This window comes from Vallitalea pronyensis, from assembly GCF_018141445.1.
GTDB classification, from domain to species: Bacteria; Bacillota; Clostridia; order Lachnospirales; family Vallitaleaceae; genus Vallitalea; species Vallitalea pronyensis.
This window is the reverse complement of sequence record NZ_CP058649.1, coordinates 586241-599193: the sequence shown is the minus strand read 5'-3', so window position 1 is coordinate 599193 and position 12953 is coordinate 586241. Positions and strand designations below refer to the sequence as shown.

Here is a 12953-nt window from a genome sequence, read left to right as displayed (position 1 = left end):
GGATGTTCCAGCTCTCTCTTTAATCGCTCATCTCTCTTCTATATTCAGAAGGTGTTTTACCTGTATACCGTTTGAAGGTTTTGCTAAAATATAGTGGATTCTTATAGCCAATGACATAAGCTATATCGGAAATCTGTACATCAGATTCCACAAGCATCTTCTTGGCTTTTTCAATTCGGATACAAGTAAGGTATTTCTGTGGCGACTGTCCACATATTTTTTTGAATTTGTGTATGAAATAATACGGTGATAGATTGCAACGACTTGCTAATGCTTCTGTTGTATGACTTTTATTATAATGCTCATGTAAGTAAATCATGACTCGATACACTTCTGACTCAAAATTTAGGCTAACCCCTTCCCTTACCCATCTTGAAAAAGATGATATGAGTTGAATAAGATAACCGCTGCATACATCATCATATGCTGTCCGACGCATCTGTAGGTCTCTAATCATCTGTGAAAATAAGTCTTCAATAAGAGGGTGCTTACCCACATAGTATACGTTATCCAATAATTGAAGTTTTTCAAGTAATGGAGGAACACCATACCCGGTAAAATGTACCCAATAAACCTCATGATATACTTTATCGGTATAATATATTTCATGGGGTTGGTGGGGTGGTATGAGAATCATATGCCCTTCTTTTACACGATAGCTAATGCCATTAATTGAACATAAAAGCTGTCCACTATTGACATATATTAAGTAATAATCTTTCCTACCGTTTTTTCGCCTTTGCCAAAAATTCTTATGGTGAAATTTATCATTTCCGCAACAATTAACTAAGAGATATTCTTCTAGGTCTTCATAGCCTGATGGCTCTGTACCATAAGATGCATATCCTGCTTGACTAATCATCCGCATCAACTCCCCGAATGGTGACGGTTTTAAAATAAGGTTCTAGTGCAACACGAAAATCTTTTAATGTATCAACGCTATGTGGATGTAACCCCCTTCCAATTTGTTTATCACTTTTAATATAAGATTGCAAAAAATACCTACCACTGCCTGCTAACCATTGTCCTATTTGAATCATGTCTTCATGAGTATGAAGTTCTTTCACAACGGTTGTCCTAAATTCATAATCTACACCACAACACTTAATATAATCAATGGATGTCTGAATCTGTTTCATATCCACCTGTTGATCACATGTTATAGGGTACTTGCTTTTTGCATTTTTAATGTCCATTGCAACATAGTCAATGAGCCCCTTCTCATAAGCCTCTTGAATAACCTCTGGATGTGTACCATTGGTATCTAATTTTACAAGAACGCCATACCCTTTAACTTCTTCTAAGAAATGTATTAAGTTTTTTTGCAGTGTGGGTTCCCCTCCGCTAATGCAGATACTTTTTACCATGTTTCTTCTTTTATAAATGTGGCTAAGTACCTTCTCGGTTGGCAAGGTCTCCATATCCTTATAATCCATAACTAAATCCTTATTATGGCAAAAAGGACAATTAAAATTACACCCACCAGTAAAAACAGTGGATGCAATATGACCTGGATAATCTAATAAAGTTGTCTTCGTAAATCCTTTTATGATCATCGTCAAGTAGCTCCTATGTCTATATGGCAGAATCTAATGAATCGTCATCTTCCATTTCTCCACTGGTTACTTCCAAAGTTGCATAAATACTATCAAGACTATTTAATAATTTATTTAATTCCTCTTCACTAAATGAAGCAGCGAATCGCTTAATAAAGGATGCATAGTCCTCTTCAAATTGGAACAGTTTGTCTTTTGATTCATGGATTTTTTCACGTACGCTTTGAAGTTTCTCAATCGCATCTTTCTCAATCTGCTGTGCCTGCTCTTTTGCTTGTTGTATGACATTCTTAGCTGAAACTTGTGCTTCTACCAAAGCTTGTGAAATGAACTGTTCTTTACTCTTATATTCAGCTAATTCTTTTTCTAATAGACTGATATATTCTTGTACTTCTTTTGGGTCGTAGCCTTTTTTTATCATGGTAAATGATGTTGCCATAGTAACCCTCCTAGTGAAAAATTATTCCTTCTTATCTTGTATTAACCGTATCTTTAATTTATAATAATGGTAGCATTAACGAAGCAAAAAAGCAAGAATAATAGGTGAATAAAATGGAAAACAAGGACTGTCATTACATGGGCATTGCTCTGGAAGAAGCAAAAAAGGCTTTTGATATGAATGAAGTACCCATTGGTGCTGTTATCGTTAGAGATGATGCCATTATTGCAAAGGCATTTAATAGAAGAAACACGGATAAGAATACATTGGCACATGCAGAAATGATGGCCATTGATCAAGCATCCAAAGTGGTAGGTGATTGGCGTTTAGATGATTGTACTATGTACATCACGTTAGAACCTTGCCCTATGTGTGCAGGAGCTATTGTTCAGGCACGTATTCCAAGGGTTGTTATTGGGGCTAATAATAAAAAAGCGGGTTGTGCAGGTTCTATTATCAATTTATTGGAGGAAGAGCGCTTTAATCATCAAGTGGATGTGACTCGATTTGTTTTCGAGCAAGAGAGCAGTGATCTTTTGAAAGATTTTTTTAAAAAATTGAGAACTTTACCACGAAAATAGATTTAACAACAGTCGTTCCAATAGTAAAGGGGAATATTACGTCAGCAGATTAAACGTCCATGTTTAAACTGCTGAACTCGCCGTCCGTGGCTCGTGGCTACATATTCCCCTTTACTATTTCCACTCGGTATTGTCATCATACATTGTGTTTGCACTTTATAGCGTTTCCTATTAAGAAAAACTAAATAGTTTAATACTAATTACTAAATAATTTTTTCTCATGTTATTATCTTATGAAAATCTTATAGTATCTAACCATCTCTATTGATGGCTGTTTCTTTTCAATATGAATATAAAAGGCATTAAAAAAAGATAAATGCATGTCCATTCTGTGAAAAGATAAAAATTGACATAGAGCCCATTTTATACCTAAAACAATGTAAGGAAATACAGGAAATACTAGTTGACATATTGCCCAAAAAGTTATATACTAGTCGTTGCACATAGTTATTATGTGATGGGTTATACTAGTTATATATGGATGATTTTGTCCAATATCTATACCATATAAAGTGAATAATCATATCTGTTTTTAGATATGAATTATATAAAGTTTCCGTGCAGCCGGGGAGTCAGCGGTGCCCTATACCTGCAATCCGCTATAGCAGGGGTGATGCCAATCGGAGGCAATTATTTTGTAAGGCTGCCCTTTACAAGTGGCGATGATAATTGGGTCTTACGCAACAGGAATCTATGAACCGTGTCAGGTCCGGAAGGAAGCAGCACTAAGTAGAATCTCCTGTGTGCCGTAAGGGTGCCTGATTTGAGTTAACTATAAAGGTAACGCTTATGAATAGTTGTCGAAGTGCGGCGCACGGTTAAATGATGCACTTTTTTAAGGACAGCATGTCTTTATTTCGGAACGTTTTTCGTCTTATTCAATCGGTAATTTGCTGGGGATATGCCTGTTATATCCTTGAATACCTTGGAAAAATAATTACTGTCTTTATACCCTAATTCATAAGCCATATGGGTAATGGCTATCTGCTCATCTTCCAGTAACATCTTTGCTTCTTCCACTCGTAATATATTGACATATGTTTTTAACGTAACACCTGTGTATTTTTTAAAATGATGACTGATATAGGAATTGGAACAGTGACAGTACTTGGCTAACTGTTTAAGTTTAATATCTTCTTTATAATGCTTTTGAATGTAGGCGATCGCATGAGACATGGTGTAGGTCTCTTGGCCCTTCGATACCACAATGCCTTTTTTCTTTGACCCGTGGACCGGTTCATAAGTAAGACTAATATATTCTGCTAAGATGCCTAAACGTTGATATAATCCCTCAGACGATATGCCTACCATTTCTGTACTTTCTTTATAATAATCCTGCAACATGGCTATATCTATCTGAGTATATCTCTTTAGTCCCCTTAATATATCTTCTAGTAACTTGTTCTCTAGGCGTCCAAAACCTACTGTAATGGCCCCTATCACTTGTTTTTTATGGATAATTGGCAACACATATTCCATAATCCCACCATAACATTGCCCTATAAAAGGCTTAGGGTTCTTCATTAATGTCTTATGCAATAATGCTTTCGTATATAAACAATACTTCCACAACCGATGGTTCTCTTTTATGGCCATGCAATAACTGGTTTTATGGATAATATAATCTTGTAATGCACGGTATAATGCCATGTCTTGTTCTAAGAATCCTACAAAATCTTTAATAACCAAATGTAACCCATAATCCATTACTAATGTATCTAAATAAGTTTTGAGCCCCTCATATACATGTTGCTTTTCGTCAGCTGTCATCCTATCACCACCTTCTTTATATGTATTGTATACGATTTTAATCCATAAAACCATACTTACTCCACATGTCATGCATTTTTTTTAAGGTCATAAGCTATTCTTTTAAGGCATCTCTGTTAAAAAACCGTTAAGATAAGCTTATGAAAGACTTCTTCACAAGCTGCTAATTGCATTAGGGTTTAATGCCCTTTTGTGAATGTGCGACGTGTAGTCATTATTCACCCTTGTTGTGACTTCGTCCATACAAGCAAATGGAGTCATAACGCAAAACATGTATAAGGAGAAATGCTATGATTAAAAAAGAAAAATCATATGATGTTGTTGTCGTCGGAGGAGGTATGTCTGGTATTTGTGCTGCCATAGCTGCTGCAAGACATGGTGCAAAGGTCGCTCTCATCCATAATCGCCCAGTTTTAGGTGGCAATGCTAGCTCAGAAATACGTATGCATATCTGTGGAGCAGATACCCATGGCAGCCGTCCTCATGCTAGAGAAACGGGTATTCTAGAAGAAATACTTTTAGAAAACAGATACCGTAATCCTCAGTATTCTTACCCAGTCTTTGATGGCGTACTGTGGGAGAAAGTTTATTTTCAAGATGGCTTAGACCTCTATCTCAATACACACTGTCATCAAGTTCATGTTAACAACGGGCATATTCAGTACATTGAAGCCATCCAACTAACATCTGAAACAACCTTCTTAATGACAGCAAATTATTTTGTGGATACAACGGGGGATGGTACTCTAGCTTATGATGCAGGTGCCGACTATATGATGGGCCGTGAAGGAAGTGATGTCTTCAATGAACCTCATGCCCCCCATAAAACGGACCCCTATACCATGGGTAACACGTTGCTTTTTACAACAAAAGATATGGGGCATCCGGTACCCTTTCATAAACCATTTTGGGCAAATACCTACACAGAAGAAGATCTTGCTCATCGCAGCCATGGTGCTACCGGCTACAACTACTGGTGGATTGAGCTAGGTGGCGACAAGCTTCATACCATTGAGGATAGTGAAACTATCCGCAACGAACTGGTAAAAGCTGTTTACGGTGTATGGGATCATGTGAAAAATGGTGGCAATCATGACGCAGACAACTATGTCCTTGATTGGGTAGGTTTCCTGCCAGGTAAACGGGAAAGTCGACGTATTGTTGGTGATTATGTGCTGACTGAAAATGACTTGGCATCTGCAAGAGCCTTTGAGGATGCTATTGGTTATGGGGGCTGGCCAATGGATATGCATGTGGTGGGTGGTCTTAATACCCAGCTAGAGCCTACGGAATGCATCTATCTACCAGAAGTCTATACCATTCCTTATGGGTCTATCTATGCTAAAGATATCGATAATCTGTATATTGGCGGTCGTGTGATCAGTGCTTCACATATGGCCTTTGGTTCCACAAGAGTCATGGCAACATGTGCCATCATAGGGCAAGCCATTGGTACCAGTGCGGCACTGGCTAATAAGCACCACATAACACCTAGGGAAGCCAGCACCTATATAAAAGACATACAACAACAATTACTCCGTGATGACGCCTATATCCCTCACATTACAAATGAAGATGACAGTGACCTTGCACGACAAGCAACCGTAACTTGTTCATCTGAACAATTAGGTTATGACGCAAACTTTGTCATCAATGGCATATCACGTACTGTGAAAGAAAATAGTAACGCATGGCATTCTGATGGTATGTCAGAAGATGGTGAATGGATAGCCTTGGATTTCACTCAAGCCATTCATCCCACATCTGTTGAAATAAAGTTTGATTCAAACCTTTCCAAACAGATTATGCTATCTGCCTTCCACAATGGTCTTGGTGATCAGGAAAAGATCACAGTACCTATTGAATTGGTGAAGGATTATACCATAACATGTTACCAAGGAACAACTTCTGTATACAAAAAGACCATAGAAAATAATTATCAGCGACTGAATAAAATTTCTATCCCACCATGTCAACCCATTGACCGTATATGCATTCACGTGCATGGCACCCATGGCTGTGACAATACCCATATATATGAAATAAGGGTTTACTAATTGACATAAAGCGGTCATGACTAGACGCCATATGCAATAGCATCCAATAAAAGTAGCTCATCTAAGCATATCTTCATCTTGAATGAGCTGCTTTATTAGCTTTTTATCCCTTAACACTACCTGCTGTGAGACCTTCAATCATGTATTTCTGTCCAATAAGGAATATAATAAGCATGGGAATTAACGCTACCATAGCACCTGCTATAATGAGGTTATCCATTGCCACTCCAGCTTCATCAATAAAGTTTGTTAGCCCAACAGTAAGGGTATATAGCTTCTTATCTGTTAAGAAAATAAGTGGCGCTTCATATTCATTCCATCGCCATACGAAGTTTAAAATAACAATGGTTGCCATGGCTGGCTTAGCAAGAGGCAATACAAGCTTCCAGAAGATTGTTGTTTCCTTTGCCCCATCAATACGTCCTGCTTCTATGATACTGTTAGGGATATCCACAAAGAATTGCCGCATTAGAAATGTACTCAGTGGCGAGAATACCCTTGGCAGAATCAATGCCCAGAGAGTATTGAAGATATGCACATATTTAAACAAGATGAATTGAGGTACCATCAGCACTTGAAAAGGTACCATCATGGTTATTAAATAGATTAAAAATAGCTGATTCCTTCCCTTGAACCTCATCTTAGCAAAAGCATAACCTGCCATAGATGACGTAAAAAGAGTCCCTACTACTGATACGACGGTGGTTATTGTGGTGTTCTTAAAATATAGCATAAATGATGGTGTCTGTTCAAAAAGTACTTCTTTAAGATTGTTTAACGACATGTTTTTCGATATTAACTTCATAGGAAACTCGTATACTTCAGCTAACGGCTTAAAAGAACTAGCGAACATCCAGATAAAGGGGTAGAGTATCATACCTGAGAAGACTAACATCATGATGGTTAGAAGAACTTTTTTTATTGTTTTCGGTGTACCCATCCTCTTTCCCTCCTAGAAATTATTTTCGTATCTTTTTTGTAGTTTCCATTGAAACAGTGTAATGCAGAATATAAAGATAAGTAATACCCAGGCCATTGCCGCAGCATAACCCATTTTATGGTACCGAAAGCCCGCCACATAAATATATTGAGCAATGACCGTACTTGCTTTCCCAGGCCCTCCATCTGTCATAATATTCACTGTTCCAAAGGTCTGAAAGGAACCAATAATGTTCGTAATCATTAAAAAGAAGGTGGTACTGCTTAGCATAGGCACTGTAATGTGTCTAAACATCTGAACGCCATTTGCACCATCAATCTGTGCCGACTCATATAATGCTCTATCGATGGTCTGCAAGCCTGCCATATAGACCACAATATTATAGCCAAGGCCCATCCAAATGCCAACTAGCATCAGTGCTGGCAAAGCCCAGGTTGTACTGGCTAACCAGCTAGGTGGATTATCCATACCAAACCACATCAGTAATTGATTAATCTGCCCTTTGGAAGGATTATAGAGTTTCATCCATACCACAGATATGGCCACGACACTTGAGATATAGGGTAAAAATACAATGGCTCTCATGGTATTCTTCAGGTATACCTTATTATTAAGAATGGTGGCTACAACCATGGATACCATAATGAGGACGGGTATTGTCCCTAGAATAAACAGAAGATTATTTTTCACTGCTGATGTAAACCAGACATCCGAAAACATCTCTTTGATGTTATCAAATCCAACGAAACGCATACCGCTTAGACCTTTAAAAATATTGAAATCAGTAAATGAAACAATCAATGAAAAGACAACCGGGATTAAGATAAATACGATGAACCCAATGTAATTAGGACCTATGAACAGCCATGCTGTCCAATTTATTTTTTTCTTTTTCTTTGTTTGACCCATTATAATGCCCCCTCCATATGTTATTGTGCTGTGTATTCAAGATTTCTTCACCCTTCCTTCCCTGAAACAAAGAGACTAGATGCTATCAGCATAATTAACGTAACAACATTCGTTCCAATAGTATTTTTATCATGTCTTGTATAGGTATTCCATGAGCTTTTCCTATAAGAACAAGAAAAATGGCTGCATCATGAGATTATGAAAACAGCCAATGTCAACCTATTGTTCTACACCTTACTTTAGGGCTTTTTTAATTTCTTGATCTGCACGTTTTTTTGTGTTGCTTAAGTATTCTTCCAAGGTGGTATTATTTAAGAAGTACATTTCACTTTCCTCTTTGTAAACTTCCAGTAATTGAGGATAAGCTACTGTGACTGTATCAATGATATACTGTGAATCAGGGTTAAACATGACTTTTTTATACGCTTCAACGTCAAATAATTGTTCTGCGTTATCACCTAAAATAGCTTTTGTTGCTTCTTCCGGGTCAGCCTCTTTCCATACAGACATCTTACCAGCTTTGTACATGTACTTAGAGCCTTCTGTTAGCCAGTATTTCATAAAAGCCATGGCTTCTTCTTTATGGGCTGATTTACTGTTCATACAGATAAAGTTATTGAGGAAAGCTTGATAGTTATTGGCTACACCTTTCTCCGTTGTTGGAAAGGTCGCAAATGTTGTCACAAAGTCATGTGGGTAGTTTTCTAAGTCTTTTACATAACGCAACATCCATGCTGAGAAGTGTGTCATGGCAATTTCACTGCCTAAATATGCAGGATGAGCATACGTATCTAATTTTCTTGAAAAGACTTCTTCATATGGCATGGCTGCTCCTGCATCCATTAATTCTTTTAGCTTTGCATTGGCTTTGAACGTTTCGTCATCAAAATTACTCTCATCCCCTGATGCTTTATAGAAATGGTCACCACCTAAAACAGCTTGTGAAATATCCAGTGGCAATCCCCCTTGAATAACAATGGATGCACCATAGACTTTTTTACCATCTTTTTCTGTTGTTAGTTGCTTTGCAATGTCCATAAACTCTTCCACAGTCCAGTTATCTGGAATCGTAATACCTGCTTCATCCAGCATCCCCTTATTTAACATGATCCCATATGGCTCTCTCACTGTTGGGATGGCATATAAACCACCATCAATGCGAACCATACCATCACCTTCACCGGCAATATGCTCCTTAATAAAAGCCGTTATTTCATCTGTATCCAAATTCTCTAACATACCACTGTCTACTCTCTTTTTCATTAAGTCTACACCGTATGTAAAAAATAGATCAATCTGCTCACCGGATAAAATGGCTGTATCCAGTTTTGTGTTACCTGTATCATCATTGACAAAACGTACATATTCCACTTGAATCTCTGGATGAGAAGCGTTCCAGGCGTCAACTAAATCTTGAGGTCCTGATTCCCCAGGTACACCACCCCATACAATTAACTTAACAGGGTCTTTATCATCTTTATTGGATGTTGATGCCTCACCACTGTTATTTTCTGTTGATGGATTCTTTTTTTCTTTCTCCCCACATCCTACAAGGAAACTACCTATCATGAAGCATACCATTAACACGGATAATACTTTTTTCATGCTTATACCTCCTCTTTTATGTATGCCCATCATACCATTTTCCATACCCATAATGAATGAACGATATTGAATCATACTTGCACTATTTTGCCCCATAAGAAAAAAATAGTACAAATCTGCATGAATTGTACTATTTTTACCTCTCCATTATATAGCGTATAGATACCTTCTACCTATCATTCTGACGTTGATAGGCTTTTGGGCTCATGCCCTCTACTTTCTTGAATATCCTGCTAAAATAACTTTCACTGTTGTAACCTACCATCTCAGCGATGAGATAGACAGGGTATTTTCCCTCTTTTAGAAGCTGTTTTGCCTTATTTATTTTAAGATGGTTAATATAGTCAATAAAGTTGCTTCCTGTCTCTTTTTTGAATAGCTTACATAGATAATTTTCATTTATACCTACATATTCAGCTACATCCCCTAGTTTAATGGTATCGTTAAAATGCTGATGGATATAGTTAATCGTCTTCTCTATTTCCATACCATACTGTTTTACACGCACACCCTTAAGATAAGACCAGTAGGCTTCTAGAAAAATAAACCAGCGCTCACGCATATGATAAATATTCCTGCTATCTTGCAAAAAAGTAACAGGTAATTTCTTATCACATGTTATTTCTTGGATATTCCCTCCTTGCTTCTTGGCAAAGGAGCTAAAAATCGCCAGTAATTCCTGCCACTCCATGAAGTTCCTTATCTGGACTTGATCTTTTTCAAGTGCATCAAATAGATGTTCAAGGCTAGATATAATCTTCTCTTTGTTTAATTCCACTAAACCGTTCATAATAGCCTTTTCCACACTTTTAGTCAGATAAACCTTAGGTTTACTAAGACTATCTTCTAATGCACCCTCAGAAAACTTGATAAGCTTTTTGCTCTTTTTAATAATGGCAGCCAATTCTTCTGTGCTGAGGGATAGCTTGGGAATATAGTCAACAGCTCCACCAAACTTCATGGCTTGTCTGACATAATCTGTATCGTTAATACAACTCAGTACAATAACAATGGTATCTGGACAATGGGCTTTAAGCTTCTCTATAAGCTCTAGACCATCCATTTTCGGCATTTTTATATCTGTAATGACCAACTGTGGCTCGTGTTCCATGGCATAGGCTAATGCTTCTACACCATTACTGGCTTCCTTAACATCATCAAAGCCAAGTTCATCCCAATCAATCCCCATGGATAAACCTTTTCGAACCAATATTTCATCGTCTACAATCAATACCTTCATACAACACCACCTTTATCCAGTTTATCTTTAATACGTATGGTTACAATGGTCCCTTGGTTGTTGCCAGACTTAATGGTCATACCACAATCATGCCCATAATATAATGTGATGCGTTCTTGTACATTTTTCAACCCGATAGAACTGTATTTGCTCTTTTTTTCATCCCTTAATTGATCCAGCTCAAGATAATTAAATCCCTTACCATTATCTCTTATGGTAATCAAAATATACGGTTCTTCCTCACGCACACTTATGGTAATAAGACCTTTTTCCTCTTTCTCATCAAAAGCATACAGGATACTGTTTTCTAGAATAGGCTGTAATAACAAGACTGGAATCTTTATATGCTTGTATTTTTCAGGCACGTGGTAGAGGACATCAAATAAACTGCCATAGCGCATTTTTTGTAATCTTACATAACTCTGTAAACACTTCACTTCATCTTCAATGGTAATAAACTCATTGAATTTCCCTAGAATCCCTTCTAATAAGATACCCAAGTCAAGGAGCATTTTCTCCGCTGTTTTGGCTTCTTCAATAACGCATAGCCATTTGATACCATTTAAAGTATTCAAGAGGAAATGGGGATTAATCTGAGCTTGTAAAGCTTCTAACTTAACTTGTTGACGAAGTTCTGATTCTTCTTTGATGGTCTTAATCAGGTCATCTATTTTATCCACCATGGCATTAAAACTATCGCTTAACATGTTGACCTCATAGCTACCTGTCACATTGGATTTTACAGAGAAATCCCCCTGTTGAACACGGTGCATTAAACGACTTAAATTGCGTATAGATTTCGAAAAATGTTCGGATATGAAAAAAGCTAGCACCACGATAACAACTAAGAAAATCACATTAATGGCTATGGTGAAATTTCGATAATTAATCTCTTCTGCCATCACCGATCCATAGGGCACTGTCTCGATAAGATACCAATCTGTTTTGGCAATAGGGTGTGTCAGCATGATCTTATCTATGCCATCAATGGTCACATGTTGTTGGTTGTTATTGAGATCATTTTTTAGTCCATTGGCATAAGCTTGAACATCTTGTAATTGACCTGTGTGTAGGATAACGTCTCCTTCTTGATTAAGTAATAGCTTATGGGTACCTTCCAGGGCTTGTTCCGATTCTAGCAGATGTTTCACTTTCTTCTCATTATAAACATGTAGAATCATGATACCACACGATTGGTAGTATCCTTTTCTTATGAGTCGCACCAAAGTCATACCATCCGCATTGGTATATGCTTTGAAATACGTGTCTGTAGGCGCTAACCATTTGAAGTGGCCTTTGGATTCAAGTGCTTCTTGGTACCACGTTTCTTGTATGACCTGGTCATAGTCATAACGTTTTATATCTCCTGTTGTATAGATATTGCCATGAAAGTCAATGAGTGTTGTTTCAACATTATAGGGGTAGAGGTTGCCTGCCTCAACCACCCTTAACTTAGACTCAACTTGTCGCATCTTATGATAGATCGCCTTCTCCTTATCCAATAATAAATCAATGATCGCCTCATCCAATACAATCACATTTGATGCAATAATCATATCATCAATGACATGGTTAATGCTGCTGGCAATTTGCTCCAGATTCTGATTCGTTAAGGTCACAAGTTTATCCTTGATAATTCTACTGGTATAAAAGTAACCTGTCAACGGCAGTATTAATAGATAAATAGCAGTGGTTATGAATATAGCTGCCAGAAATTTGTCCCGCATTTTCAACTGCTTTTTCATGTTATTCACCTCGCTGGTCTTTGGACCATACTTTCTTGATTTTTACATAAAAGAGGATGAATCAATAGGTATAATCTTTATTGTATAGACGAATAGCAGGTGTTTTTAATT

The 12953-nt window shown here is 37.4% G+C and carries 11 protein-coding genes and 1 other RNA gene; 3 read left to right on the top strand and 9 right to left on the bottom strand.

The window, feature by feature from the left end; genetic code table 11:
* Nucleotides 1–19: 19 nt before the first annotated feature.
* From HZI73_RS02495 to HZI73_RS02485, 3 genes are read right to left on the bottom strand one after another with little or no spacing between them, the layout of a single operon-like run.
* On the bottom strand, nt 20–862 hold the full coding sequence (locus HZI73_RS02495; protein WP_212696684.1) for an AraC family transcriptional regulator: 843 nt from the start codon (nt 860–862) through the stop codon (nt 20–22).
* Nucleotides 855–1556, bottom strand: coding sequence for an anaerobic ribonucleoside-triphosphate reductase activating protein (locus HZI73_RS02490; RefSeq protein WP_212696683.1), 702 nt, complete (start codon nt 1554–1556; stop codon nt 855–857). The genes HZI73_RS02495 and HZI73_RS02490 overlap by 8 nt, the downstream gene beginning before the upstream one ends.
* Nucleotides 1557–1575: 19 nt before the next feature.
* Complete coding sequence (locus HZI73_RS02485) at nt 1576–1995, bottom strand: DivIVA domain-containing protein (RefSeq protein WP_212696682.1); 420 nt, start codon at nt 1993–1995, stop codon at nt 1576–1578.
* Nucleotides 1996–2108: 113 nt separating this feature from the next.
* On the opposite strand from HZI73_RS02485, the gene tadA reads away from it, so the two are divergent.
* Both tadA and ffs read left to right on the top strand, forming a co-directional pair.
* The gene (tadA, locus tag HZI73_RS02480) at nt 2109–2576 is read left to right on the top strand and encodes a tRNA adenosine(34) deaminase TadA (protein ID WP_212696681.1); all 468 of its coding nucleotides are present in this window, start codon (nt 2109–2111) and stop codon (nt 2574–2576) included.
* Nucleotides 2577–3132: 556 nt separating this feature from the next.
* Nucleotides 3133–3394: signal recognition particle sRNA large type (gene ffs / locus HZI73_RS02475), an RNA gene on the top strand.
* A 34-nt stretch (nt 3395–3428) separates the two neighbouring features.
* Here the strand turns inward: ffs and HZI73_RS02470 are convergent.
* Nucleotides 3429–4346, bottom strand: a complete 918-nt coding sequence (locus HZI73_RS02470) for a helix-turn-helix domain-containing protein (protein ID WP_212696680.1) — start codon at nt 4344–4346, stop codon at nt 3429–3431.
* Nucleotides 4347–4621: 275 nt separating this feature from the next.
* Here HZI73_RS02470 and HZI73_RS02465 point away from each other — a divergent pair, with 275 nt between their 5' ends.
* Entirely contained in the window at nt 4622–6403 is a 1782-nt protein-coding gene (locus tag HZI73_RS02465) for an FAD-dependent oxidoreductase (RefSeq protein ID WP_330619749.1), read from the top strand.
* 103 nt (nt 6404–6506) lie between these two features.
* Here the strand turns inward: HZI73_RS02465 and HZI73_RS02460 are convergent, their stop codons facing one another.
* The 5 genes from HZI73_RS02460 to HZI73_RS02440 form a co-directional block, all read right to left on the bottom strand.
* Entirely contained in the window at nt 6507–7343 is an 837-nt protein-coding gene (locus HZI73_RS02460) for a carbohydrate ABC transporter permease (protein ID WP_212696678.1), read from the bottom strand.
* Nucleotides 7344–7355: 12 nt separating this feature from the next.
* Nucleotides 7356–8252 carry a carbohydrate ABC transporter permease gene (locus HZI73_RS02455; RefSeq protein WP_212696677.1) on the bottom strand — a complete coding sequence of 299 codons (897 nt, stop codon included), beginning with the start codon at nt 8250–8252 and terminating at the stop codon, nt 7356–7358.
* Between the two features lie 234 nt (nt 8253–8486).
* Nucleotides 8487–9857: an ABC transporter substrate-binding protein gene (locus HZI73_RS02450; RefSeq protein ID WP_212696676.1), complete on the bottom strand. Its 1371-nt coding sequence runs from the start codon at nt 9855–9857 to the stop codon at nt 8487–8489.
* Nucleotides 9858–10026: 169 nt separating this feature from the next.
* The gene (locus HZI73_RS02445; protein WP_212696675.1) at nt 10027–11097 is read right to left on the bottom strand and encodes a response regulator transcription factor; all 1071 of its coding nucleotides are present in this window, start codon (nt 11095–11097) and stop codon (nt 10027–10029) included.
* Complete coding sequence (locus tag HZI73_RS02440; RefSeq protein WP_212696674.1) at nt 11094–12842, bottom strand: cache domain-containing sensor histidine kinase; 1749 nt, start codon at nt 12840–12842, stop codon at nt 11094–11096. The genes HZI73_RS02445 and HZI73_RS02440 overlap by 4 nt, the downstream gene beginning before the upstream one ends.
* Between the last annotated feature and the right edge of the window lie 111 nt (nt 12843–12953).